This is a genomic window from Paenibacillus amylolyticus (genome assembly GCF_051136285.1).
Lineage (GTDB): Bacteria > Bacillota > Bacilli > Paenibacillales > Paenibacillaceae > Paenibacillus > Paenibacillus amylolyticus_F.
Map to the genome: position 1 here is coordinate 4,293,112 of NZ_CP194938.1, position 26,789 is coordinate 4,319,900.

Sequence of the window (26,789 nt, forward strand, 5' to 3'; positions counted from 1 at the left end):
CTGTTCGGAGTGGGATAACAATATTTGTTCATACATTTCGGGCAAGTTCCATTGCCTGAGCAAGGAATTCTTCATTTTTCATCCTGCCGTTTATTCTTTCCATTATTAAGTCTTCTTCTAGCGCTGTAAGGTACATTCCTTCAATTGCAAGCGAGGCTTTGGCATTTTTAAGTGCAATAAGCTTTTCCTTCTGAGTGTATTTCTTCACGAACAGCACCCTCTTTTCATAACGTTTTATAACATTTATATTCACTTAGCTTGCCCACCTTTCGTACACTGATACCTATCTCTCTATTATATCAAACTCATTTTGAGATTGTAACATGTATAACAAAACTAAAGCCACCAACCAGTATTTTAGTTGGTGGCTCCGATATCTTAAGCTAGTGAAGACAAACCTTCACTCACGTCTTACTGTGGATTGGTTGTCCAGATGCCCGCGGCTTTGACGAATACACGATCAGACAGCTTGAGTGTTGCCAGCGCAAGCTCGGCTACATCTTCGGCTTGCATCATGCGCTCTTCGTCACCGATTTTGAGTCCGGCATTCACAGCCAGTTCTGTATTCACGGTGCTTGGTGTCAGAGCGGTGACGCGAATATTGGATTTGCGTACTTCTTGCATCAGAGATTCTGTCATACCAAGCAATGCAAACTTGGAGGCACAATACGCTGAACCTGTAGCGAATCCACGCTCACCTGCTGTTGAAGCGATATTAATGATGCTGCCACTGCTTTCCTTGATCATGCTTGGAAGAATGGCGCGAGTTACGTAGTATGTACCCATGACATTCACATGCAAGATACGTTCCCACTCTTCAGGATCCATCTCCAGCAGTGTTCCAAAACTTCCGATCCCTGCATTGTTAATCAGGATATCGACGGCGCCAAGCTCCATCTCAATGGCTGCTACAGCTGCTTCAGCTTGAGAGCGATCCGAAATATCGGCTACAGCACTCGTTACTTTTACGCCATATTCCTTACTTAGAGATTCTTGAAGAGCTTGCAGATCGGAAGCCGTGCGGGCGATCAGTCCGAGATGAACGCCTTCTTTGGCAAGTGCTTCAGCGATGGCACGTCCAATACCTTTACCGGCACCTGTGATAATAGCTGTTTTATTTTTAAGTTCCATGGGAATATTCCTCCTCAGCATTTGGGTTAGCACTTGATTATACTATACTTTACCCAACGATCGGAAATATGCTTCATCACCATTTATCGTGCTTGAGTAATTTTAATGCTGCCGGAGGTCGTACGTGCTTTGATCAGTTCCTGGCTTACCCCCGGTGATTCAGGTATATTAACATCGCCAGAAGTGGCCTGGGCATCATAGATGCCCTTAAAATCAGGAGCTGTTTGGATGAAGATGTCTCCCGATGTTCCGGAAGCGTTAATGGAAGCTGCATGTGACTGTTCAATATGGATACTGCCCGAAGTGAATTCGGCATCCGCAGCACCATTTAATTTCGTAATCTCGATATCCCCTGATTCAATCTTGGTGTTTACCTTTCCCGCGACCTGTTCTGCAGTAAAGCTTCCTGATGTCTGTTTTACCGTCATATCGCCATTAATCTTCGAAGCTTCAATGTCCCCGGAGGTCAGTGACAACTCAATATGAGGAACTTTGATTTCATGTAAACGAATGGAGCCCGATGAATTTTTCATCTCCAGTGATTGAGCATTTAAGCCGGTCAGATCCCAGTCACTTGAGGAAGATTGCAATGTGACATCATTCAAGTGATATTCTTGTGGTAAAGCTACTGTAATTCTAGAATCTCGATCATCCCAATGGAGGGTAAAAAATTGGAAAGGTTCACGCTGGTTCTGTCCTAACTTGAATGTGCCATTGACGAGCTGTGCTTGTTCGAAACTTTCAATTACCGTGGAATTCCATTTGCCGTCCACTTCGATGTACGCTTGGTGATCGGGGCTGACAACAAATTCGATATTCGCTCCAAAGTTACCATGCATCTGAAGGTTCTGCAGTTCTCCCTGAGAGAAATCCCACCTTTTGGCGTAAGCCTCCCGTTTATCTCCGAACTGAACGCCATAGATCGATGTTCCAAGTAAACCAATTCCAATACAGACGATAGCTAGTGCAATCCACTTTTTGGTACTCATACGGAAACATCCCCTTTTATCACTCTTGCATTCCAACGGATATATTGAAGTGTGATGTTTTTAAATGCCCTAAAAACAAATTTGGAGGCGATCGCAAATAAAATGCCAATGCCGAACAGACCAATAGCAACAAAAATTTCTGCTTTTTCGAGGTGATTCAGGAACAGATAGTCGACAGCAGCAGCAACAGGAGCCAGAGTCAGTAAGGACATACTTGCTATAATGAGCCATACTGACCAGAGACTAAGGCCAATGGGGATCACAAACATCAGATTAAGGAAGATCAGGCCGGTAGCCACAAAAAAATTCCGAGTTGCCCGATTTCTGCTCTCCGGTGGTCGCATCTCTTTAAACGTGGTGGCGTAGAAGGGATCCGTAGCAGACATCTCAGCATTCGTATGAGCATCGTACCGTTCGCCGAGCGCTTCACGGGCAATTTCTTCTGGGCTACCAAGCTCTTGTGCGATCTCCTCCTCTGATTTGCCTTCACGTAGCCCCATAGTAAAATGCTGATCATAATCTGTGAGCAGTTCGGCCCGTTCCATTCGATCCATCGGACGTAAATACATCTCCATGGCCTGCATAAATTGTTGTCTATTCATCTTGGGTTCCTTCCTCTATCAGATTTGCGACATTGCGCACAAAAGTCTGCCATTCCATCGTTAATGCTGTCATATATTCACGGCCTTTATCGGACAGGCGATAATATTTGCGCGGTGGTCCCTCACTGGATTCTTGAAGATAAGTTGTACAGTACCCTTCGTTCACTAGTCGGCGAAGTAAAGGGTATAGTGCACCTTCAGCTACTTCGATATGTTTGGAGACCGCCTGAGCCAGTTCATAGCCATACCGATCCTGACGATGAATCAAGACCAGGACGCACAGCTCCAGCACTCCTTTTTTGAACTGGATATTCACATTCACACAGGTTCCTCCTCGGTTGTTTCGATGTTTACTAGTGTGTATTATTCAGTAGTGTTGAAATCATCATAGCACTCGGTAGTGTTTAATGCAAGGTAGTGTTTATAAATCACTTCTACATCAGTATACGCACAAAAAGGATCGGTTACTTCCGTCTGGAGACGGATAACCGATCCGGTCTAAGAGATGAGATGTACGGCATGGAGAGCGTACGTTTCATAAGATGGAGTAGAGGGTGCACGTTTACGTTTCCAACTGCTTCCTTGTGTTTCATGTCGTGCAATTGCCCGAAGTTACTGCTGCACATCCAGAATAGGTAAGTCTTCTACAGCAGGGCCTTCGATCACGTGGCCTTCATAATTGAAACGGGAGCCGTGGCATGGGCAATCCCATGAGCGTTCACCATTGTTCCATTCCACCTCACATCCCAGATGGGTGCAGGTTGTATCGACGAGAAACAGTTTGCCGCTGGTGTCCTTATAGGCACCGGCTCTTTTGCCATTATGACGCACGACGGCACCTTCGTCATTGCCGATTTCATTTATATTTTTGTGCACGATACCGACCTTACCGGAGATTAACTCCTTCGCGACATTGACATTTTCTACGATAAAGTTCTTCATACCCGGATCGGCTTTAAATCTGGCTGGATCAAATACTTCGGCATGAGGATTGTCTCGCCCGATAATACGATCCGCCAGCAGATGTCCTGCCATCGTGCCCGTGGTCATGCCCCATTTGGCAAAACCTGTAGCGACATAGATCCGTTCATGTCTTCCGGTAATCGGCCCGATGTATGGCACTTTATCTATAGAGATAAGGTCCTGGGCAGACCAGCGAAACGGGATGTTACGAATACCAAACGTTTCGGCTGCATATTGCTCCAGGCGCTCGTAGTGACCAAAGGTGCAGATGCCTTGTCCGGTTTTATGATTTTCTCCACCGAATAGAATGTGCTCTTTACCATGATGAATAACAGCACGGAGTGAACGGGCCGGATCATCGTCGGAGATGTACATGCCGCCTGCATACGGTTTCTCAGGTTCAACCATCACCGCATAGGAGCGTTCTGCATGAAGTCGCGTAAAGTAAAATCCGGGATCGTATACAGGAAAATGGGAAGCGACAACGATATGCTCGGCCGTCACGAATGAACCATTGTAGGTTCTTATTTTCAGAGAGGCTTCTTCTTCCACATCGGTTACCGTTGTATGTTCATACACACGGACCCCTTGCTTTACGGCTGAAGCAAGCAAGTAATGCAGGTAAGCTAACGGATCGAACCGTGCTTGTCCGGGCATACGAATGCCTGCTCTGGCGGGGACAGGGATCGGAAGTGGGTCTGTCCATTCACCAGGGATGTTCAGTTTGCCATAAGCGGTCAACTCGATCTCCAGCTTTTTGATATTGTCCTCCGATTGAATGTAGACATAGGCATCCTCATCGGCCCATTGGCATTCAATCTGCTTTTCCTTAACCAGACTGCGCATCCAACTCGCTGCATTTGCATTCCCTTCATAGTACATTCGTGCCTGCTCATGTCCGAAGTGATGCATGATTTCATCATAGATGACGCCGTGCTGTGCAGATACTTTGGCTGTTGTATGTCCGGTTGTGCCATCCAGTACTTTGCCCGCTTCAAGCAATACAACACTAAGACCAGACTGTGCAAGCAAGTAGGCTGTTGTGATACCTGCGATTCCAGCTCCGATAATCGCTACATCAGCAGTGGTGTCCTCTGTCAATTTTGGATAGGTTTCCAATGTATTCGCGGCACGCCATAAGGATTCCGGAAAGGGCGGCAAGTTTGACTTCAACGGTTCGTTGTCACTCATTTAAGTTCTTCCTCCTAGTCTTGATCACAGCATAATAGGGGATGTTTAGGTGCTTACATCCCTGTACTTCTAATCAGGATTGCCAGAGTATGCCAGAAAAAAACGAACGACGGTATATTTTACGGAGGGAAGAGTCACATTTTCCTCAGGCAGCCCTCTGTTTTTTTGCTTCAGAATGCTTTATAGTAAGATTATCGAAATCGTTTTAGATGAAATATCGTCTTACTTACAAACTAACAAAAGTCAATTAATAACAAGGATTTGTTCATCAATTTAGAGAGGTAATCCAGCAGGTTTATACTGGTTTTGTGAAATAAAATGTATTCGCTATCATACAGGTTAATATTTTATGGATAGAAGGAGATTAGATATGACAACTCATCAAACGAAATATCCGTTTCAAGATACAACAATGGCACTTAACGATCGAGTGAAGGACCTTGTGTCCCGCTTGACGGATGATGAAAAAATTGAATCCATGCTGCAATACCAGCCAGCCGTAGAACGCCTGGGTGTTGCTGCTTACAAACATGGAACAGAAGCTGCTCACGGGTTGGCTTGGCTTGGTGAAGCTACCTCATTCCCACAGCCTGTTGGGCTGGCATGTACGTGGGATACAGACCTGATGAAAGAGATCGGCTCCGTCATCGGAGACGAGGCGCGTGTATTTTATAAGCGCAATCCTGCGGTCAACGGTCTTACGCTCTGGGCACCCACGGTGGATATGGAACGTGACCCGCGCTGGGGACGAAATGAAGAGGCGTATGGCGAGGACCCGGAACTGACCGCAGAACTGACAACGGCATTGGTCAAAGGTATTCAGGGCGACCATCCCAAGTATTACAAGGCCGTAGCGACGCTCAAACATTTCCTCGGCAACAACAACGAAGTGGATCGTGGCAGCGGTTCATCCAGCATTGATCCGCGCAATATGCGCGAATATTATTTGAAAGCATTCGAGAAGCCGTTTAAGCAAGGTGGAGCACAGTCGATGATGACAGCGTACAACTCCATTAATGGCACCCCTGCTCTGCTGCATCCTTTTGTGAACGAGATTGTTAAAGGTGAATGGGGCATGGATGGTTTTATCGTCAGTGACGCGGGCGACGTGATGGGCATCAAGAACGATCATCAATATTATGATTCGCACATACCAGGTACGGTGGAGTCGGTCAAAGCAGGTATCGACAGCATCACCGATGATGCCGAGCTGTCCAAGCAAGCGCTTCGTGAAGGGCTTGAGCAGGGGCTACTTACCATGGAGGATATCGATAAAGCCTTGTTCAACACGTTCCGTGTGCGGTTCCGACTTGGGGAGTTTGATCCGGAAGAAGGCAATCCATACGCTGCAATCGGTGAAGAATCCATGATGACGGAGAAGGCCAAAGCGTTGTCTCTCCGGGCGGCAAGAGAGCAAGTGGTATTGCTCAAAAATGATAAAGGTACCCTTCCATTGGACAAAACAAAAGCAGGCAAAGTAGCTGTGATTGGTCAGCTTGGCGGAACGGTCTATCGAGATTGGTATGCGGGTACGATGCCCTACAGCGTAACCCCGCTGGAAGCAATTCGGAGTAAGGTCGGCAGTGATCATGTAACCTTCCGGGACGGTGACAATCGCATCACACTGACATCTGCAGCAAGTGGCAAAAAGATAGGTCTGGTCAGAGCAGAAGGCTCAACTGTCATGGCGGTGAAAGCTTCGGAAGAAGCCGAAACGTTCCGGGTGACGGACTGGGGTTTTGGTAGTTACACGTTGCAGGCTGAGAGCAATGGCAAATACCTGACCACAGATGAAGAGTCTGTCACAGCCTCAGCTAATGAGGTGTACGGCTGGTTTGTTAAGGAAGTATTTCATTTGCTTCCACAACCAGATGGCGGTGTAGGATTGACGACATGGAATAATAAAATCGTAACCACACCGAATCATGGAAATGATGCACTTAAGATGTCCGAAGAGTTGAAAACATTCGGTGCAGCCGAGACATTCCAGCAAAATGTCGTCGTTAATGGGATGGATGAAGCCGTTGCTGCTGCCAAAGAAGCAGAGACTGCGATTGTGTTTGTCGGTAACAACCCGCTCGTTAACGGTAAAGAGGAAGTGGATCGTCCAAGTCTGGAACTGGCTGAATCACAGCTTCAGCTGGTGCAGGCTGTGTATAATGCTAACCCGAACACCGTAGTGGTAATTGTAGGAAGTTATCCATTTACCTGCAACTGGGTTCAGGAGAATATTCCGGCGATCCTCTATACGTCACATGCCGGACAGGAACTGGGGAATGCAGTCGCGGACGTATTGTACGGAGACTATGCGCCTGCTGGACGTTTGAACATGACTTGGGTGCAATCGGCTGATCAACTGCCAGACATCCGGGACTACGATATTATTCAGGCAGGTCGCACCTATCAGTATTTTGAAGGAAGTGTGTTATATCCGTTCGGACACGGTCTGACTTATGCTCCATTTAAATACAGCAATCTAGAGATTAACCCGGCACAGGCAGACCCAGATGAAACCGTTACGATCCGTGTAGATGTGACCAATACCGGTTCAATCAGCAATGACGAAGTGGTGCAGCTGTATGTGCGCGCAGGTAAGTCCAGAGTTAAACGTCCACTCAAAACGCTAAAAGCGTTCCGTCGCCTTCATATTGAAGCCGGTACGACAGCAACGGTTCGTTTCGACCTGCCTGTCCAGGAACTGGCCATCTGGGATGTTACCCGTGATCGCTATGTGGTGGAGGACGGCATCTATTCCATTATGGCAGCCAAATCTTCCTCGGATGTGCAGTTAGTCGCGGATCTGAAGGTAGAAGGAGAGATGATCCCTGCACGTCATCTGAGTGTGACTACACGCGCCGAGAACTATGATGCATATCTGGGTGTGGAGCTGGATGAGTGCAAGGAGGGCGGGACAGCTGTCCGTGTTATTGGTGAGTTAGGATGGATTGCCTTTAAGGATGCAGACCTTGGTAAGCAGGCCACTACGTTTGAAGCTCGCATCTCTGCAGAACAGCAAGGGGGCGTGCTGGAAGTGAGGTTGGGTGCACCGGATGGTGCAATTGCAGGACGTGTCGAATTGTCACAAGGCAGTGCCCAGCAGTGGTCTACGGTGACAGCCAAACTGACAGGTGCAGCGGGAGTGCAAGATGTCTATCTGTTGTTGCCTGGGGGCGCCCGTGTTCGTCATTTTGAGATTCGTTAACAATAGAAAATGTAAAAGATTGAGAGCAGGATAGAGGAGGTCACTGATCTTCTTCTGTCCTATTCTCTGTTACACGAGGTCAACCGTTTGTACAGGTTGGTTTTTTTTCATTTGTACATAATCCCCATTCAAAAATAGCAATTATATCACGATATATACTATATAGTCTCATATCATATACTGGATACAACGGTGGACAAGAGTCGATCCCGAACACATTCTGGATCAGGACGGATATGTAAGCTAGAAAAGTTAAGGAAAAGGGGAATCTCCAATGTTACGCTACTTCCGCAATCGAAGTTTGGTTTTCACCAGCTCTGTCCTGATTGCCATCATCATGTTTGTTTTGATTATCAGCATGAGTGTTCTGAATTTTAAGCAGAGTCAGAAGGCCTATTATGAAGAGATCAATCAGGTCGGTAAGGCGCTGTCCAATCAGCTTCAGCTCAACCATAAATGGGTAGAACAAGCGAATCTGCAGTTGGGGGCTTCATCTAACCCATCATCTCCTGAGCCTACAGCGTTGAAAGAACAACTTGATGCGATGACCGGTGTTGCTTCCATTGCAAACGCTTATATATTCAAATCGGATATTGTTGAACGTGAGGGGAAACAGATCTTGACCGGGTTGCAAGTCAATCAGGCACTCTATGATCTGGGCATGGTACCTGGTGTCGAATATGAAATTCCAGCAATAATTCAAGATACATATGATCAAGCATTGAAGGAAGGAACCGCCTTTACAGAGTCTTACACCGATAGTGCAGGAACATGGGTGACCTATTTAAGCACGATTAAAGATGATAGTGGTAAGGCGATAGCTATCTTTGGTTTGGATCTGGACGCAGCGAAAGTAAAGCAGGATCAGCTCTGGATGTTTTTGTACAGTCTGGGAAGTGGATTAGTGATTGCCATCATCTTGATTCTGGTTCTGATGATTCTGGCGCGGATTGTACTTCGTCCACTACAGAAGCTGGCGGAAGTATCCAAACAGGCGGCTGAAGGTGATCTGACGGTGAGTCTTGATGTACGTAATAACAATGAGATTGGTCAAACGGCTACGGCATTTAATCACATGCTTGGAGGTCTGCAACAATTGATCACAGGGATTCAGTCCACTTCTGCGAGTGTGACCCGTTCAGCAGCAGACCTGCAGATGAGTGCAGAGCGAACAACCGAAGCTTCACAGGAGATTACAGAGTCGATGTTACAAGTATCTTCCGGGGCAGAACAGCAACGTCAATCAACCAATGAGTGCCAAGAGTCCATAGGTGAGATGATCATTGGGATTAAACGAATTGCGGACTCATCACAGGTAGTTGCTGAACTGGCTTCCGATACGACCGATCTGGCCAGCCGAGGCGAGGCAGATATTACAACCATGGTTGATCAGATGCAGAAGATTGAAGATAACATGTCCGGTACCGTTGTGGTTCTTCATGATCTTCAACAACTGAACAGTAGTATCGGGGGAATCATGTCGATGATTCGGGATATAGCAGATCAAACGAATCTGCTTGCGCTTAATGCTTCCATTGAAGCAGCTAGAGCAGGGGAGACGGGGCGAGGATTTGCAGTGGTTGCCCAAGAGATTCAGAAGCTCTCGGCGCGCTCCAAAGAGTCTTCCGATCAGATCGATCAGATCCTGCAAGGCATTCTGAATCATACGGAGAAGGCCGTAACCTCCATTGAGGAGTCGGTGGATGTAGCCAAAAGAGGAGCCGAAACGTCCGAAGTAACGGCCGAAACATTCCGCCAGATTGTCGAATCTATTCAAAAGGTCTCCGGACAAGTCTACGAAGTGTCTGCCGCTTCCGAGCAGATGTCAGCCAGCAGTGATCAGATTGCTGCTTCCCTGGGACAATTGGGCGTGGTGGCTTCAGATTCATCCGGTAATGCGAACAAGGCCCGTGCTTCTTCGGAAGAACAACTGGCGCTTATGGAAGAAGTATCAAGTCTCTCCCATGAGCTGAGAAGTTTGGCTTACGAACTGAATCAGGTCATCCAAAGATTTCAGGTGTAAATAGAAAAACAAAAACATCGTTACAATGCATTAATCTGCAATGTAACGATGTTTCCAGATGTCTGTGTTGCACGCACATCAATCAAACGCTGATTCCGGCTTCCGCGGAAGGGCAGAGACACATCGCGTTCAACTGCAACGTAACGTCCGTCGATAATGACGTCGCATAGCTGTGCAAGCTCTGCTCTCTCCGGGTCGGTGACGAGTTCCTCGTATTCGAATCCGGTATAGGCCCATACGGTCAGATCCGGTCGTACAGCTCGAAACTGACGCACCCACCTGGTACAATCTGCTGCGGAGAAAAAGGGATCACCCCCGCATAACGTCACGCCATCCAGCAGTGGATGGTTCGTGACTTCCTGCAGAATCTGCTGCTGCCGCTCTTCTGTAAAGGGTTCACCCGCACGGAAACTCCACGAATCGGGGCTGAAACAGCCCGGACATGCGTGACGGCATCCGCTGATGAACAGCACGGCACGAAGTCCGGTTCCTTCATTAACCGATTCGGGAATGTAACCAAACAAATTCATCGGTGTTTCACCCGATCCCGTACCTCGGCCTGTTTCGCAGCATTGAAGCGCACCTTGTAATCACCTGTCAGATAGCCGGTTACGCGGCGAAGGCGCTGGAAGTGCACCTCATTTTCGTGAACCTCGCATTCCGGGCAAATATCACCGATGACTCCCTCATATCCGCACCCAGGACAGCGATCAATCGGATGATTAATCGAGAAGTAACCAATATCTTGTGCCAGTGCATACTGCACGATACGCATAAAGGCTGCCGTATTCGCCCGCACGTTGCCATCCAGTTCAACGTAAGAGATGGCTCCGGCATTACACAGGGCATGGAATGGAGCTTCCAGTTCAATTTTACGGTAGGCAGGTAGGTTATGATAGACCGGAATATGGAATGAATTTGTATAATATTCGCGTTCATTTACACCAGAGATCGGGCCGTAACAGGCTCGGTCTATTTTGGTGAACTTGCCGGACAGGCCTTCTGCAGGTGTCGCAAACAGCGTAACGTTCAGGTTATGTCGCTCGCTCATCTGATCACAGAACGCTCTCATCGTGCGGATCACATTCAGTGCCTCGCGATGTACATTCATATCTTGTCCATGGTGGCGTCCATACATGGCAGTCATACATTCGGCGAGTCCGATGAATCCAAGAGACAACGTGCCATGTTTCAACAGATCAGCAACCGGCTCGTCCGGTTCCAGCTTCTCTCCGCCTTCCCATACACCCTCACGCATCATGAAGTCCGATGATTTGGCAGGCTGTTTTTTCTGAATGGCATAACGGTGCAGCAAGCCGTACATGGCTTTGTGCATGATTTTGTCCAGAGCCGCATAGAATCCTTCCCGATCCGCGACAGCGCGATTTGCCTGACAGATGCCGAACCGAATCCCTAATTTGACCAGATTGACTGTATTGAAGGATAAGTTTCCTTTACCGCTCTGCCGATTCCGTCCAAACCGATCTGCAAGGGTGCGCGTGCGACAGCCCATGGTAGCAATGATGGTATCCGGGTCTTCCGGGTGATAATAAGGTAGATTAAACGATGCGTCCACATTGACAAAGTTCGGATACATCCGCCGTGAAGAACAGGTTACCGCCAAGCGAAACATGTCATAGTTCGGATCTTCCGGAGCCTGATTAACCCCTTGCTTGCATTGGAAGATATGCTGTGGAAATACGGGCGTTTCCCCGTGTCCCAGGCCACGAATCGTTGCTTCCAGCAGGGAGCGGGACACGAGACGACCCTCAGCAGATGTACACATGCCATAGTTAAGTGATGTAAAAGGAATCTGTCCACCCGCTCGACTGCTCATCGTATTCAGATTATGTATAAGAGATTCGGCGGCTTGACCTGTCTCCAGCTCCGTCTCTTCATAGGCAAAAGCAAACGAACGTGGGCACTGTTGCTTCGCTTCGGTGCTGTCCAGATGCAATTGCTCGTCCGTCAGCAATACCTGTTCATCAAAGAGGCGTTGCCCTTTGCGGAAATGTTTGACGAATGAACGCCGTACGTAAGGTGCCAGATCCCAGTCTATTTTGTTAGCAGATACACCGCCGTACTGACTGTTCTGCTGGGACTGGAAGATGATCGCGACCAGTGCCATCGCAGACATGATTGTTTGGGGGGTACGAACCGATCCATTCCCTGTATTAAAACCGGCAGTCAACAGCCGATCAAATGGAATGAAGATACAGTTGGTTGTTCCAAGGGCATACTGATCCAGATCATGCACATACAGATCGCCATGCTCAACAGCATCTGCAAGTGTCTCTGGCAATACATGACGCATGGCATGCCACTTGGCTGTCTCCGACCCAAGCCTGCTCATCTTGCCGCTGAACGAATCTCCATTGAGATTCGCATTTTCCCTCAGCGTATCAGCGTCTTCAGCGCCAATAATACGTCTTCCCAGGTCAGATAACAGATCGGTTGCCGGTGGTGCGGCATACTCAAGCATAGTCATGTAACGTGCCTCCTAAATAATTTTAGAATAGATTATAATTTGATTAATATATGAGTTATATACTACATGTAGTTTTGTATTATCCATTTATAAACTATATGTGGGTTTTTGGGTGTGATTATGATCACACCTCTAGAGGGCGGACAAACAATTTCCGTGATTTGCCGCGGGTTAAAGGTATCAAAATATCAAGCAAAAGCGTATAATTTGTAGTTATCTTGTATGTACAATGATTCTCTTATACTTCTGTGGTGTTGAACAGATAAATATAGTTGGTGACATCTTTCGGATTTCCTAACAGAGCCCTGTACGTAATTTGACATTCTACTAAGTCGATCGGATATAAGCAGCTAAGACAAGAGGGGTGAATCATGGGGACGGTAGAAGGCATCAACAGAGGTTTCTTTGAAAATATTGAAGAAGCAGCGGCTCATATTGTGGACGTATTAAGTGGCATATTACGAGTGAATACCATCTTCGTAGCCACGAATGACGGAGTGACCAATGTCATTCTGGAAGCCTTCAACCGCAAGGAAGAATTAATTGTCAAAGGTACAGTACTTCCATTCATGGAATCTTACTGCAGCCTTGTCTTGAAAGATAATCACAACGTCGTTACCATTCCGAATACCTGTGAGCATTCCATAACACGATCAATGGATGTGACGATTGGGCTCGGCAATCGATTTTTCGTAGGTGTGCCCATTACTCGCAGAACGGGTGAAGCTTACGGTACGATCTGTTTAATGGATGATCCAGATTTTGAGATTAGTGAAACGGATATGAAGACACTCGAGGCTATGGCTGTATTTTTGGGATATGTTGTTGATCTGGAGAGTGCACTTCACGTTCAAGAGCAGAAGCTTAGTGATTCGGAACAACTGCAAGAGAAGCTTAAGGCGGAGAAGGAGCGTGCGGAGTCCGAGGCAACGACCAAAACACAGATGCTCAAACTGATGAGTCATGAGATCCGTAATCCGCTGAACGGTATATTGGGATTGACGGATCTGATGCGGACGCCCGATATGTCGGAGGAACAAGCCGAGTATGTGAATATGATCGAAACGAGCGGCAATATTTTGCTTTCACTGCTTAACAACATGATGAACTTTAACATCAACGAGGCGGGAAAAACAGTTATTCATGATGACCCCTTCGATCTGGTCAGCACCATTGAGAATACCGTTTATCTCTATGCCGGTACAGCAGCCAGCAAAGAGGTTGAACTTGGATTAAACCTGAATCTGAATGTGTCGCAGGTTTTTATCGGGGATGAGATCAAGCTTGGTCAACTCCTGGGCCATGTCATGCAATATGCAATGGATTCCACCCGGGAAGGTGCTGTGCTGGTGACAGCCGAGATGAAGGAAGAGCAAATGAGTGAGGAAGGTCTTCTCCTGCTCCGAGTTGGATACACGGGGCAGACGTTGTCTGACAAGCGTTTGCGAACCTCCTCTTCCAAAAAGGAGACACTTAGCACCGAGAAGCTGATTGGCAGCAATCTGGGTCTGACCGTTAGTCAGAACCTGGCGATTCTGATGCATGGTCGTATTCAGGTGAATAGCCTTCATGGGAATGAGACGGAGTTTCAGATTTCGCTGCCATTACGCAGATATTGGGATTTGCCACAAATCACAAGTGTGCAGCAACGTCTGAGAGGCAAAAAAGTGTTGCTTGCCAAAGATCCTGATATTTTGCAAGGGGTATCTTCCTTGATGCGTAATTGGGAGATGGATGTGCACATGACTTCTGATTCCTGCACCGCGTATAAATGGATCGAAGACGGATTTAGACCGGACGTAGCTGTTGTGGACATGGGATTGCGTGAAGGTGTTACTGTCGATTTCGTCATTGCACTGAAACGGCAGATGGAGGGGCTGCCTGTCATTGTGCTCGTTCCATATGGGATGCATATGGATATTCATCAGACGGAGGCCTTTGATGCGGTGCTGACGAAGCCCGTAAGGCAAACCGAGCTTTTAAATGCACTGAGCATTACTTTGCCATAAACTCTCTATAAAAAAGGTCTACATTGAAATAGGTGCTAAAAACACTAGCTGCCCTTATTTTAAGTAGACCTTTTTCCATTGGTTCAGGTTGGGTTACAATAGAAGTTGGAACTTCATCATTTTACACTCAGAGGAGGACATGCATTCATGGATTATCGCAGGTTGGGTGGAAGCGGACTGAAAGTAAGCGAGATCAGTTTAGGAAGCTGGTTAACGTACGGAGGATATGTAGAACGTGAAAATGCGGTAAAATCGATTGAAACGGCATTTGATGAAGGCATTAACTTTTTTGATACAGCCAATGCTTATGAGCGGGGAGCAGCGGAGGTATTACTGGGCCAAACGTTGAAAGCGTACTCACGGCAATCTTACGTGCTTGCAACCAAGGTGTTTAACAAAATGGGTGAGGGTCCTAACGATCACGGGCTGTCCCGCAAACATATTATGGAGGCGTGCGAGGCTAGCTTGAATCGATTGGGTACGGATTATGTCGATATTTATTATTGTCATCGTTATCATAACGAAACACCGATTGAGGAGACGCTTCGTGCATTGGACGATCTGGTGCGGCATGGCAAAGTGCTGTACGTGGGTGTAAGCCAGTGGACAGCTGCCCAGATGGAAGCTGCGCTTGGGACAGCAGATCGCCTGCTACTGGATCGCATTGTCGTGAATCAGCCAGTATATAATATGTTTGATCGATATATAGAAAATGAAATTATTCCTTTAGGTGAGCGTAAAGGCATTGGACAGGTTGTTTATTCTCCGCTTGCTCAAGGTTTGTTGACAGGGAAATATACATCTGCCTCGGAAATTCCGGAGAATAGCCGGGCAGCAAAGCTCGGCTGGGATGAAGGAAAAATTAATGCAGACCGCATTGGCAAAGTGCGCCAATTAATTGAAGTTGCTGAGAGGCTGAACCTCAAGGTGGGCCAGCTGGCCTTGGCCTGGATTCTTCGGCAAAATAATGTTTCCAGTGCACTGGTCGGCGCGAGCCGTCCGGAGCAGGTCAAAGAAAACGCAAAAGCTTCCGGAATCAAGCTGGATGCTGCTGTTATTGAAGAGATTGAACAAATCCTGACTTCATCCTAAGATAAAGACTTTGTACAGGCATAATTTGCTTCAAACCACGAAAGGGATGTCCGGCTTGCCTTGTATTGAGGCACGAGGGACATCCCTTTCATGTATAGATTTCAAAACGGGTCATCATCCACCACCGTGATGTTGCGGGGAGGCAGAGTGCAGACCTTGTTGCGTCCTGTATTTTTCGCTTCATACAGGGCACGGTCAGCCTGATCAAACAGGTCGTTGTCATCATGGTCATCACAGTGATCTGGGTAAACGGCTACACCAATGGAGATGGTCAGTTTCACGGTCTGTCCTTCAGGTAGTGTGAACAGAAATCTGCCTACAGCTTTGCGTACAGATTCGGCAATAGCCATGGACTGGTGATATCCGCAATCGAGCAGAAGAATCGCAAACTCCTCTCCACCGTTACGGGATACCAGATCGGTAGAACGTGCATGTTCGACGAGTAATTGTCCAAGCTGCTTAAGTACCGCATCCCCGGCAGAGTGGCCGAACGTATCGTTTACTTTTTTGAATCGATCAATATCAATAACCAGCAGGGACAGCTTCTGATGGTACTGCCTTGCATGCTGAAGCTCAGATCGCAGGGTATGTTCGAACTGCCGCCGATTGCTCAGATCGGTTAGATGGTCGGTGGAAGCCCGTCGTTCAAGCAGAAATAACATATCGTTTGATCTATTAATGAATTCAGCGATGAAATAAATGAAAAGGCCGCCAGCGAAAGCGATGGTCATCTGTATCGGAAAGACTCTCATTAATGAATTCAAGCTGGGCGTGTTCATTAGCAGCACGATAAAAATCATGCTCATCCCTAGCAGATTCATAGTGATAATCTTGGTTAATCTGGACCATGACGCATAGGCAAAGTATACACCAGCTAGTCCCAGAAGGGTCATGATGAATGCCGCATCAATTGCGGAGGAAGTTATACCAAACATAAGGATGCGAAGGACGGCAATAATAACCCCGGAAATGACCGAAGCCATCCCGCCAAGATATACAGCTGCAGTCACAATGGCTAGATGCCGCAGATCCACAATCGTAGTGTCATTTACATGGAAAGAATAATTCATAAGCACTGTGCCGTATAAACCGAATAAGAAGCCGCCGATGACCTGAACGCGTAGCGAGGGAAAAGGCAAGCGAATGCTGTAGAATTTAGCAATAATACCTGACAGGTACAAAAAGGTAATTATCACACAGAGATTGACAAAAAACGTGCTTAACAACCAGCATCCCCCCTTTTACGCACATCTCTTTATTTTATCTGAAAATCAGTGTGGTAGCGAACCATATAATCCCAAATGTTAGAAGGGGATGGTTCTAAATCGTTATAAAATTCCAAAATAAATGCTGATCGAGGCTATGTTGACTTCAACATACATTAAGATTTATACTTAATCTAAATCAAAATTTTTTTGTGATCCAAAGAGCTGAAACGAACCAAAATGTTCGAGACCAATAAATGCTTGAGAAACAAACCATATAAAAAGGGGACTTGGTTGTGAAAACTTTAAATCTGACGATACAGCGGCAAGCGGTGTATGATGTCGTACGTAAATCAGAAGACCACCCAACAGCTGCCGATGTGATGAATCGGCTTGTAGAGCAAGGGTATAATCTGGCTTATGGCACCGTATATAATTCTCTTCGATATCTAACAGACAAAGAGCTGATCAGGGAGCTTAAACTTGGTGAAACAGCAAGCCGATATGACGCTCGTATGGATGATCACCAACATATTATGTGTGAAGTATGCGGTAAAGTGGACGAGGTGATGACAGAAGTTCCTCCACAATGGATGAAGCAAGTAGCGGCAGAAACCGGTTATGCTATTGATCATGCACATGTCGTATTTGGAGGTGTCTGCGGGGAATGCATAACCAAACGAATCAAGTAAAGGTGAAATGGTCGGGTCGCCGCCTACCGCTTCGTGTCAAACCTGCTCTGAAAGATTCAGGAAGCGCGCCTCTCGTGGACAACTGCCCTATTACGAGACGTGTCATTCTGATCAGTCCGATGCCGGGTCAGGTGCATGAACTGGTGAAGGCTTTGACAGATAGCTGTTTTGACGTACTTGTGTTCCATCGCTGGGAACCTGATCTCCATGAACGTCTTGTTTTTGATCTATTGATCTATGATCTTTCCGTTGCCGGAATGATCGATGCATTTACGGGAATCCACAGCCGGTTGAACCGCGAGGCCGAGCATACGACACCTTGCCTCTATCTGGTAGGAGAGAAGATGATTGGCAGTGCAAGCGGACCGATGCTTCAGGAGGAACTGCTGGTATGGCCTGCACGTCCGCAGGAGGCACTCTACCGGGTGCAGCGTATGATTGGCAGCAGTCCTGTCATGCCAAAGCGTGCTTTTTTGCCTGAAGATGGACAGCGGATCGGGTTCAAAGACTTGACGCTGGATCGCGAACGGATGAGTGTACAGCGTGATCATGAGCGAATTCATTTGACCAAGACCGAATATGATCTATTACTCAAGTTAATTGATGCCAAAGGTGCAGTCATCTCGCGTGAAGAGATGCTGAGCGACATTTGGGAGACTGATTTTACAGGCGGCAGCAATGTGGTGGACGTTCATATCAAAAGCTTGCGCAAAAAATTGGGTGATAATGCGTCTTCGCCACAATATATCGTAACGGTAAGAGGTGTAGGTTACCGCTTGGCTGATTGACGTAATGGGAAAGCGGATGAAAAAAAGAAGATAACGCGTGGATCGTTGAATAAACGGTCTGCGCTTTTTTTATGTTTCGTTGATAGATGAAGCCTGTTTCGCCCTCTTCATGTTTCATTCATCTTTGGTGCAACAACCTCATGGGAAGCTCATGTGAAACTCATGCAGTGCATAGGTGGGACATGTTAGAATCATTTTAACAGTTAGATCAAGTCTAAATGTATATTTTAGCAAACGACGAATATGATTTGAATTAGTAGATAGATACAGCAGAGATGATACCTATTATAGAGGAGGACGACAGGATGACAGATCGTTTGACAACAAACCAGGGAGCACCGGTAGGGGATAACCAGAATTCACGTACAGCGGGTAGAAGAGGGCCAACGTTGTTAGAGGATTACCATCTGATCGAGAAGATCGCCCACTTCGACCGTGAGCGCATTCCTGAACGGGTTGTACATGCGAGAGGTGCAGGGGCACATGGGGTGTTCAAGCTGGAGCAGAGCATGAAGGCATACACAACAGCTGATTTCCTGCAAGAGCCAGGCACAGAAACGGATGTACTTGTACGATTTTCGACCGTGATTCATGGTACGGGATCTCCCGAGACCGCACGCGATCCACGCGGGTTTGCTGTTAAATTTTATACGCGGGAAGGTAACTATGATATTGTCGGCAATCATCTGCCTGTTTTCTTCATTCGTGATGCGATTAAATTTCCGGATATGGTGCACTCTCTCAAACCTGCCCCGGACACCAATATTCAAGATCCGGCACGTTATTGGGATTTCATGACCCTGTCACCAGAGTCGACACATATGATGACCTGGTTGTTCTCTGATCTGGGAACGCCCGCGAGTTACCGGGAGATGGATGGATTCGGAGTACACGCATTTAAATGGATCAATGCCCAGGGCGAAGTTCACTATGTAAAATACAAATGGGAATCAGTTCAAGGGGTTCGCGCTTTCTCGCGTCAGGAAGCTGCTGAAGTTCAGGGGCAGGATTTCAACCATGCAACACGTGATCTGCATGAACATATCAAGAATGGTGATTTTCCGCAGTGGAAGCTGCAAGTACAGTTGTTGAAGCCGGAACATATGGATGATTTCTCCTTCGATCCGCTGGACCCGACCAAAACATGGCCTGAGGATGTGCTTCCGTTCCAGACGGTGGGAACCATGACATTGAATCGTAATCCGCAAAATTTCTTCGCTGAAGTGGAACAGGCAGCATTCTCACCAAGTGCAGTTGTACCAGGCATTGAGCCGTCTGAAGATAAATTGTTGCAAGGCCGTCTGTTCTCCTACCCGGATACACAGCGTCACCGTCTTGGCCCTAACTATCTGCAGATACCAGTGAACTGTCCGTATGCACCTGTCCGCAATCATCAGCGTGATGGACTCATGAATGTGAATCAAGATCCGTCTCCTGTAAACTATGAACCTAACAGTTCGAGCAACAGCCCGCAGGAGGATCCGGCTTACCGTGAAACTCAGGTTCCGTTGCAAGGACATGTCACAAGAGAGAAGATTGAGAAAACAGATGATTACACACAAGCCGGGGAACTGTTCCGTTCGTTCACACCTGCTGAACAGCAACATCTGCTGGATAATCTAACGAATGATCTCAAAGCCGTACCTGTAGATATTCAGATGCGAGCATTATGCCACTTCTTCCGGGCTGACGGACAGCTGGGTGGACGATTGGCTCAGGGCCTAGGCGTAGATATCTCTGCGCATATGCCAAAATAAAACAAAAGCATGCATAGAGGCAGAAGTTCGCATACCTAAACCTTAGGCCAAGCGGCAGTTCTTATGCCGACTTTGCTAAGTTATGATACGAACCGGGCAGGACTGCAACCTTGCAGAATAGCCCGGTTTTCTTATGTCATTTGATACGCAAATGAAAAACAAATTTACAAATTATTTACATAAGATACCTGACATAGAGGTTGACTTCTCATTTATGGGCACTACAATGAGTAGTGTGAGGGGTGTCAGAAAATGAGAATACTCAATTTTAAAGTGGGTGAGCGTGGGCTTAACCGTTTTTTTGGTCCGCTGGAGGCTAAGATTATGGACATTCTGTGGGCCCGTCCCGGCAGCAGCATCCGTGAAGTGCAGACTGCACTGGAGCAAGATAAAGACGTCAATTTCAATACGGTTATGACTGTGATGAATCGGTTGGTGGATAAGGGATTGCTCGGTAAAACACAGAAGGGCCGCACATCGCTGTATCAGCCGGTACAGAGCAGGGAGGCATTTATGAACGATCAATCCAAGGAATTGTCCCAGGAACTGGTGGACGAATTCGGGACACTGGCATTGAATCACATGCTGGACGCGTTGGACAAAGCCGACGAAGGCTTGATTGAACGACTCGAGATGAAGATCAAACAATGGAAAAAGGATAACGATTAATATGTGGAAGACCCGTTCCAAGATTTTGTTCACCGTCGGGTTTGGTATTCCGGTACTCGTGCTCATGCAGATGTTCATGTATGCGATGTACAAAATATTTGGATGGGATATCCGGTTAAATCTGTTATGGCTGTGTAATCACTGGATGAGCCGCATGGGGTGGATGTCTGTAGGTCATTTCCTCATGCTGCTGGTTGTGCTGACTTTTGTGGGCACCAGCTGGATGCTGGCTGTTCGAATTATCCAGACACGGGCTGCTGTAACGAAGCTCCGCTCAATGGAAATTCGCGTTCGGTCGGCAGAACTGAATGCAAGATATCAACATCTGAAGAAACCCCGGTTTCTTGTTGTGGACAAATCTTCTCCAGTTGCGTTTACCATCGGGTTGTGGAGGCCTTGCATTGTACTTTCAACGGGACTGCTGAGTATGCTGGATCACGATGAAGAGAAGGCTGTCGTATATCATGAGGTTCACCACCTGTGGCATCGTGATCCGTTGAAAACGACATTGCTCTCGGTGTTCGCTGTCATGATGCCGTATATTCCCGTATTGAAACATACGTCGCAGCAATATCGTATCGTGAGAGAGATTTTAGCGGATAATGAAGCGATTGAACGTACGGGTAACGCAGCGGGCATTGGCAGTGCTCTCTTGAAACTTCTCCAAACATGTTCACCATCTGGAGAGGGAAGAACAGTGACAATTCAGTCCTCCTTTGCGGATACGTCGGTGAATGTGCGCATTTCCCGCCTGCTGGATCCAGAACGGGATGTTACGCTGCGCTTACCGCGTTATGCGATTATGATCTCGGCGATGGTGTTTCTACTGCTATCCATTCTGTTTGTCTGGTCAATTGGATAGAGGGCAACCATGAACTCAAACTTAAACTCAAACTCATAAGGAAAAAATATGAACGAAATGGGGAGATAAATGATGAATAACAAAACCATTGAGATTGGACTTTTTTTCTCAAGGATTATGATTGGTCTCATTTTTTTATTGCATGGCTGGAGTAAATTTGAGGGTGGAATCAGCGGCACGGTTGGTTTCTTCGAGAGTATCGGTATTCCCGGTTTTATGGCATCGGTTGTTGCCGTTATTGAGCTGGCAGGTGGGGCAGCCATGATCTTGGGTCTGGGTACACGTGTGTTTGCCTTGTTGTTCGTCGCCGTTATGGTGGGTGCACTGTTCACAGCGAAGGCAGGTCAGCCGTTTTTGATGGGAACAGAGTTGGACTACATGCTGATGGCAGGATCGTTGACTCTCCTCCTGACAGGCAGCCGCTTTTTGGCGCTGGATTATCTGTTCAACCGGCAAGGAAGCGCACGTCAAAACAGCCAGAATGCGAGTGCCTGATCGGCATCACAGGACAATGCGGTATAGTCCGAAGAGTATAAAATAAAAGCGTACTATAGACGAATCATAGAAATGTGGAATAGAAAAACGTTAGAGCGCAGGCATATGCTTGCGGCCAAGCTCTTTACTTACCAGTCCGACGAGGTAACGGTGATTGCCGGATCGAACTGATAGGTAAAGAGCTTTTTACTTTGGAGAAAGGATCTCACTTTTTTGGTTTGGACGTATTACCTTTATATTTGATATAATGAGAATAAGTATGCTACTAAGAAAAAATAAGAAGTGCTCATCACGTACAATAATAGATTTGAGGAGGTTGCGCGATATGATTAAGGTCATTCCATCCGAAGCACGTTCCAGCTTTGATCGGGGCTGGTTGCGCGGTAGTCACAGCTTTTCCTTTGGGGAGTATCAGGACCCGGACAACACAGCTTTTGGACCCATGCGGGTAGCCAATGATGATGTCATCGCACCAGGTCGCGGTTTTGGTGCACATCCACACAGTGATATGGAGATTGTATCCATCGTATTGAATGGCAAGCTGAGACATGAAGACAGTCTGGGTAATGTTGCCGTAACAGGCTTCGGCAGCATTCAGCGCATGTCGGCAGGAAGCGGCGTCATTCATACAGAACATAATGCCTCAGATACGGAGGAGGTAAGACTTCTCCAGCTGTGGTTTATGCCACATACGAAAGGGCTGCAACCATCTTACGAAACGACTTCGTATGATACAGCTGCCTTGGAAGGCGCTCTTGTGCCTGTAGCGTCATCCAAGGGGGGACCGCGGATAGCCACGGTTCATCAGGATATGACGATTTATCTTGGACGGTTGTCCAAGGGCAAGACACTTCAGTTTGAACAGAGCGAAGGCCGCCGGATGTACATTTTTTCTATTGAGGGCAAGCTTGGCCTGCAAAACGAACACATACTCCATACAGGAGATACCGCACGTGTGGAGCAGACATCTTCCATGAAGTTGGAAGGACATGAAGATACCTTTTATATGTTGATTGATTTGCCTTAATAAAGATGGATCAACTTCCACTCCAAGATCAAAGGAGGAACGATACGTATGGCGCAGCAGGAATGGTTTATGGTAAAACACGGGGTAACCGGGCGTGGGCTGGCGAATAGCAAGACGGATGCAGAGTTGTCTTATCGCTTTCAGCAGGAAGGAACAGGATACCTGTTCACCGTAACGGGACTCGATGAGCAGACCGCCTTGAAGATTATCGAATTGAGACAGGAATTAAATGTATTTCGATTCGTACAGCGTAAAGACCGGCCTCTGACGAAGAACTGGTATTATGTTGATGGGGACCGCGTTAAATATGACAACGAGCCGCACACACTTACCATCTATGCCAAGTCAGTAATTCAATATATACCCGATGACTATTTTGCCGACTGAATAACAAGGATAACTGCATGATCTGTGCGCACGTTCCATTCATTGTGTAAGTTTCCTTTCCAATTCCAATGGTTAAGTCTTCCTTCGCGGAAGGCTTATTTTTTTGTGAAAAAACCACATAATTCCCTTTCTTCTGGCACAAGCTACCTTGTATAAAAACAAGAATGGAGGGGCGGCATATGGCAAGTAAATCATCATCAGGCAGTGATAAGTCCAAGACTTCAAACTCAGCCTCTGGCAGCAACAAATATGTACCCTTGGGACTGCCGTCCCCGCCTATTCTGAAGCAACCGATCAGTACAATGCATAGCAATCAAATTCAGGCGTTAAAAGAAATCTTCTCGGACTGCTCGGATGTAGTGTTCCGCAATGTCATGATTACACCGGAAGTACAGGGACTTCTTGTATACGTCGAGGGCATCGTGAATTCTGCAGACGTGCAGGAGCATATGCTTCGTCCGCTTATTCGTGGACTTGTCCAGCAACGAACGGATGAGCCGGATGTACCGATTGATGATACACGGATTGAGCTAACACAGGTGAAGCGAGTTCAGACTTGGGCTGCTGCGGCAGAGGGCGTATTTGCCTCATCGGCGTTACTTGTTATGGACGGAGAACGTGAAGCGTGGCTGTTTAACGTCAAAGGTGGGGTAAGAAGGGGCGTAGAGGAACCGCAGACGGAGTCTGTCATTCGTGGGCCGAGAGAGGGGTTCACCGAGACTCTACGCATGAATACGGCTTTGTTACGTTTCAAGCTAAAGACACCTGCACTCAAAATGGTGAGTATGACACTGGGGACGGATACCAAAACCGATGTGGTGTTGGTCTATCTGGAAGGGGTCGCTGATCCTCAATTAATTCAGGATGCCAAGAAACGTCTGGAGAAGATTGAAATCGACGGTATTCTGGAGAGTGGATATATCGAGGAGCTTATTGAGGATCATCCCTTTTCTCCATTTCCGCAGATGCATTACTCGGAGCGTCCAGATACAGTCGCAGCAAATCTGCTGGAAGGTCGATTTTCGATCATGGTCGATGGCACACCGTTTGCGTTGATTGCACCCGTGACCATGTGGCAGATGTTACAGGCCAGTGAGGATTATTATGAACGCTTCTTCATTAGTAATCTAGTTCGATGGATTCGCTTTTTGTTTGTAGCTATTGCATTGTTTCTACCAGCACTATATATCGCGATTACAACCTTTCATCAGGACATGCTTCCAACCACACTGATTCTCAGCATTGCGGGTGCCAGGGAAGCCATTCCTTTCCCGGCACTCATTGAAGCGCTCATCATGGAACTATCCTTCGAAGCGTTGCGGGAGGCGGGGGTCAGGTTACCCAAAACGGTGGGGCAAGCCGTCAGTATCCTCGGTGCCCTTGTTATTGGTCAAGCTGCTGTGCAGGCAGGTATTGTATCTGCGCCAATGGTTATTATCGTATCCATGACGGGTATTGCATCCTTCACCATCCCGAGATTTAACTTTGCCATTACCGTTCGATTACTGCGATTTCCGATCATGCTTCTGGCAGGCATGCTGGGGTTGTATGGCATCGTGATTGGTCTGGTGCTCATCTCTGTGCACCTTACACAAATGACATCATTTGGTGTGCCGTATCTGTCCGGCTTGAGTCCATACCATAAAAGGGATACCAAAGATATTCTGGTTCGGGTGCCTTGGTGGAAAATGATCAATCGTCCTTCGACGGTTCACCAGGATCGTCAGCGTATGACCAGAGATATTAATGGTTCGCCGGAAGCAGAGGAAGGATGGTGACTCCATGCAGTTTCTAATCAAATACAGAGCTGTCATTGCGCTGATTCTCTGTACTTCCCTGCTTGCGGGCTGCTGGGATCGCGAAGAGATCAATGATGTTGCCTTCGTAATTGGCATTGCTGTCGACAAAGAAGGTGAAAATTACCGATCCAGCCTGCAGATTGCTCTTCCAGGGCAGTCAGGTTCAGCGGGCAGTGAAGGAGGGGGCGGGGGAACAAGTGGTGATAAGTCATGGTTTTTGCTCTCCAACACGGCTCAAACGTTGCGCGGGACAACGCTTGAAGGTCAGAAGTCACTATCTCGTAAGATTTATTATGCACACCGACGAACCATTCTTATTGGAGAAGAACTTGCTCGAGAGGGCGTCGCCCCCATGCTGGATTTACTCACACGGTTCCCGCTCAATCGGCTCTCTGCCATGCCTGTGGTCACTCGGGGGGAGGCTTATAAAGTGATTGATACAGATGCCCCCATTGAGAAGTTTCCTTCCGAGATGGTACGTGAATTATGTTTCCTGAACATGCGAAACCCGCGTTCACTCAAAACGTTTATTGACGCCATTTTAAGCGAGGGGATTGATCCATTTTTGCCCATTGCTTCAGTCTCGGATAATGTACCCAAGGATTGGAAGGACTCTATAACCAATATCAAGCTGGAGGGTCTGGCTATTTTCAAAAAAGACAAACTGGTTGGCATGATGGATAAGGCTCCGGCAGATGCTTTAATTCTTGCAATGGGTGAAGCAAATGCACCTGAAGTAATGATTAAAGCCCCGCGTGGAAAAGGGAGTTTATTCATCAAACTGAATGAAAATAATGCTTCCCTTCACCCTCGAGTAGAGAATGGCAAGGTGACAGTAACCATTGAACTTTACGCTAAAGGTGTAGTTGTAGACAACGAATCGTACTATGGGGATCGGCAGGAAGAAGAGATCCTTAGAATAAATGAAGCCATCCATCAGAAGATCAAAGAGGATATTGAGGAAGGCGTGCATCTGGTACAGAAGAAATTCAAAGCGGATATTCTCGGCATTGGCCGATCTATTCATCAGCATCTGCCTAAGGAATGGAAGAAGGTTAAGGATCGCTGGGATGTCCTCTACCCGGAGGTGAATGTAACTGTGAATCCCCATGTCATTGTTGAGAATGTCGGCATTGTCAATAAACCAATTGGGGTTGTAGAGGAGGATATCTTACATGATTAAACCACTGTTGTTCACCTATCTGGCAATGGTTATTGGGGTGCTTGTCATGGATTTTCGTCATCTGAAACAGGCTGCGCCTATCAATCGCTGGCTGTCTTACGGTCTAATTGCAATTGGGATTGCCAGCTGGTTGTATGTAACGACGTTGAACAAAACGATTTATATAACCTTATGGATGAGTCATGTGATTCAACGGCTGCTACCATTACCCTGATGAAGTGAGGTATGAGGGGGA

At 47.1% G+C, this 26,789-nt stretch carries 24 protein-coding genes; 15 read left to right on the forward strand and 9 right to left on the reverse strand.

The window, feature by feature from the left end; all coding sequences use genetic code 11:
• Window positions 1-28: 28 nt before the first annotated feature.
• From ACR8BL_RS18895 to ACR8BL_RS18920, 6 genes are all read right to left on the reverse strand, one after another.
• The gene (locus tag ACR8BL_RS18895; RefSeq protein ID WP_434749038.1) at window positions 29-253 is read right to left on the reverse strand and encodes a hypothetical protein; all 225 of its coding nucleotides are present in this window, start codon (window positions 251-253) and stop codon (window positions 29-31) included.
• A gap of 158 nt (window positions 254-411) precedes the next feature.
• Window positions 412-1,131 (reverse strand): 3-ketoacyl-ACP reductase, encoded by a 720-nt coding sequence (locus ACR8BL_RS18900; RefSeq protein WP_434749039.1) that lies wholly within the window; start codon window positions 1,129-1,131, stop codon window positions 412-414.
• 83 nt (window positions 1,132-1,214) lie between these two features.
• Window positions 1,215-2,120 (reverse strand): DUF4097 family beta strand repeat-containing protein, encoded by a 906-nt coding sequence (locus ACR8BL_RS18905; protein WP_434749040.1) that lies wholly within the window; start codon window positions 2,118-2,120, stop codon window positions 1,215-1,217.
• Window positions 2,117-2,722, reverse strand: coding sequence for an HAAS signaling domain-containing protein (locus ACR8BL_RS18910; RefSeq protein WP_434749041.1), 606 nt, complete (start codon window positions 2,720-2,722; stop codon window positions 2,117-2,119). The genes ACR8BL_RS18905 and ACR8BL_RS18910 overlap by 4 nt, the downstream gene beginning before the upstream one ends.
• Complete coding sequence (locus tag ACR8BL_RS18915) at window positions 2,715-3,044, reverse strand: PadR family transcriptional regulator (RefSeq protein WP_434749042.1); 330 nt, start codon at window positions 3,042-3,044, stop codon at window positions 2,715-2,717. The genes ACR8BL_RS18910 and ACR8BL_RS18915 overlap by 8 nt, the downstream gene beginning before the upstream one ends.
• A gap of 290 nt (window positions 3,045-3,334) precedes the next feature.
• Window positions 3,335-4,876, reverse strand: a complete 1,542-nt coding sequence (locus ACR8BL_RS18920; protein ID WP_434749043.1) for an FAD-dependent oxidoreductase — start codon at window positions 4,874-4,876, stop codon at window positions 3,335-3,337.
• A gap of 370 nt (window positions 4,877-5,246) precedes the next feature.
• On the opposite strand from ACR8BL_RS18920, the gene ACR8BL_RS18925 reads away from it, so the two are divergent.
• Both ACR8BL_RS18925 and ACR8BL_RS18930 read left to right on the forward strand, forming a co-directional pair.
• Entirely contained in the window at window positions 5,247-8,078 is a 2,832-nt protein-coding gene (locus ACR8BL_RS18925; protein WP_434749044.1) for a glycoside hydrolase family 3 C-terminal domain-containing protein, read from the forward strand.
• Between the two features lie 274 nt (window positions 8,079-8,352).
• Window positions 8,353-10,101, forward strand: coding sequence for a methyl-accepting chemotaxis protein (locus tag ACR8BL_RS18930; protein ID WP_434749045.1), 1,749 nt, complete (start codon window positions 8,353-8,355; stop codon window positions 10,099-10,101).
• A gap of 20 nt (window positions 10,102-10,121) precedes the next feature.
• Here the strand turns inward: ACR8BL_RS18930 and nrdG are convergent, their stop codons facing one another.
• Window positions 10,122-10,631, reverse strand: coding sequence for an anaerobic ribonucleoside-triphosphate reductase activating protein (nrdG, locus tag ACR8BL_RS18935; RefSeq protein ID WP_434749046.1), 510 nt, complete (start codon window positions 10,629-10,631; stop codon window positions 10,122-10,124).
• Window positions 10,628-12,589: an anaerobic ribonucleoside triphosphate reductase gene (locus ACR8BL_RS18940; RefSeq protein ID WP_434749047.1), complete on the reverse strand. Its 1,962-nt coding sequence runs from the start codon at window positions 12,587-12,589 to the stop codon at window positions 10,628-10,630. Before ACR8BL_RS18940 ends, nrdG begins: the two co-directional genes overlap by 4 nt.
• A gap of 371 nt (window positions 12,590-12,960) precedes the next feature.
• Here ACR8BL_RS18940 and ACR8BL_RS18945 point away from each other — a divergent pair, with 371 nt between their 5' ends.
• On the forward strand, window positions 12,961-14,598 hold the full coding sequence (locus ACR8BL_RS18945) for an ATP-binding response regulator (RefSeq protein WP_434749048.1): 1,638 nt from the start codon (window positions 12,961-12,963) through the stop codon (window positions 14,596-14,598).
• Window positions 14,599-14,745: 147 nt separating this feature from the next.
• On the forward strand, window positions 14,746-15,690 hold the full coding sequence (locus tag ACR8BL_RS18950; RefSeq protein ID WP_434749049.1) for an aldo/keto reductase family protein: 945 nt from the start codon (window positions 14,746-14,748) through the stop codon (window positions 15,688-15,690).
• A 101-nt stretch (window positions 15,691-15,791) separates the two neighbouring features.
• On the opposite strand, the gene ACR8BL_RS18955 is transcribed toward ACR8BL_RS18950, so the two are convergent.
• Complete coding sequence (locus ACR8BL_RS18955; protein WP_434749050.1) at window positions 15,792-16,886, reverse strand: GGDEF domain-containing protein; 1,095 nt, start codon at window positions 16,884-16,886, stop codon at window positions 15,792-15,794.
• Between the two features lie 305 nt (window positions 16,887-17,191).
• Here ACR8BL_RS18955 and ACR8BL_RS18960 point away from each other — a divergent pair, with 305 nt between their 5' ends.
• The 11 genes from ACR8BL_RS18960 (at window position 17,192) to ACR8BL_RS19010 (ending at window position 26,768) form a co-directional block, all read left to right on the forward strand.
• Window positions 17,192-17,587 (forward strand): Fur family transcriptional regulator, encoded by a 396-nt coding sequence (locus tag ACR8BL_RS18960; protein ID WP_434749051.1) that lies wholly within the window; start codon window positions 17,192-17,194, stop codon window positions 17,585-17,587.
• A complete protein-coding gene (locus ACR8BL_RS18965) occupies window positions 17,563-18,375 on the forward strand; it encodes a winged helix-turn-helix domain-containing protein (protein WP_434749052.1) in 813 nt (270 codons plus the stop codon). The genes ACR8BL_RS18960 and ACR8BL_RS18965 overlap by 25 nt, the downstream gene beginning before the upstream one ends.
• A gap of 305 nt (window positions 18,376-18,680) precedes the next feature.
• A complete protein-coding gene (locus ACR8BL_RS18970; protein WP_434749053.1) occupies window positions 18,681-20,132 on the forward strand; it encodes a catalase in 1,452 nt (483 codons plus the stop codon).
• A gap of 252 nt (window positions 20,133-20,384) precedes the next feature.
• Window positions 20,385-20,801, forward strand: coding sequence for a BlaI/MecI/CopY family transcriptional regulator (locus ACR8BL_RS18975; RefSeq protein WP_434749054.1), 417 nt, complete (start codon window positions 20,385-20,387; stop codon window positions 20,799-20,801).
• A gap of 1 nt (window position 20,802) precedes the next feature.
• Complete coding sequence (locus ACR8BL_RS18980; protein ID WP_434749055.1) at window positions 20,803-21,663, forward strand: M56 family metallopeptidase; 861 nt, start codon at window positions 20,803-20,805, stop codon at window positions 21,661-21,663.
• 69 nt (window positions 21,664-21,732) lie between these two features.
• Complete coding sequence (locus tag ACR8BL_RS18985; protein WP_434749056.1) at window positions 21,733-22,158, forward strand: DoxX family protein; 426 nt, start codon at window positions 21,733-21,735, stop codon at window positions 22,156-22,158.
• Between the two features lie 325 nt (window positions 22,159-22,483).
• Window positions 22,484-23,185 carry a pirin family protein gene (locus ACR8BL_RS18990; RefSeq protein WP_434749057.1) on the forward strand — a complete coding sequence of 234 codons (702 nt, stop codon included), beginning with the start codon at window positions 22,484-22,486 and terminating at the stop codon, window positions 23,183-23,185.
• Window positions 23,186-23,233: 48 nt separating this feature from the next.
• A complete protein-coding gene (locus ACR8BL_RS18995) occupies window positions 23,234-23,572 on the forward strand; it encodes a hypothetical protein (protein WP_434749058.1) in 339 nt (112 codons plus the stop codon).
• Between the two features lie 179 nt (window positions 23,573-23,751).
• Entirely contained in the window at window positions 23,752-25,350 is a 1,599-nt protein-coding gene (locus ACR8BL_RS19000) for a spore germination protein (RefSeq protein WP_434749059.1), read from the forward strand.
• A 4-nt stretch (window positions 25,351-25,354) separates the two neighbouring features.
• Window positions 25,355-26,554 carry a Ger(x)C family spore germination protein gene (locus tag ACR8BL_RS19005; RefSeq protein WP_434749060.1) on the forward strand — a complete coding sequence of 400 codons (1,200 nt, stop codon included), beginning with the start codon at window positions 25,355-25,357 and terminating at the stop codon, window positions 26,552-26,554.
• Window positions 26,547-26,768 (forward strand): hypothetical protein, encoded by a 222-nt coding sequence (locus tag ACR8BL_RS19010; RefSeq protein ID WP_434749061.1) that lies wholly within the window; start codon window positions 26,547-26,549, stop codon window positions 26,766-26,768. Before ACR8BL_RS19005 ends, ACR8BL_RS19010 begins: the two co-directional genes overlap by 8 nt.
• Window positions 26,769-26,789 lie beyond the last annotated feature (21 nt).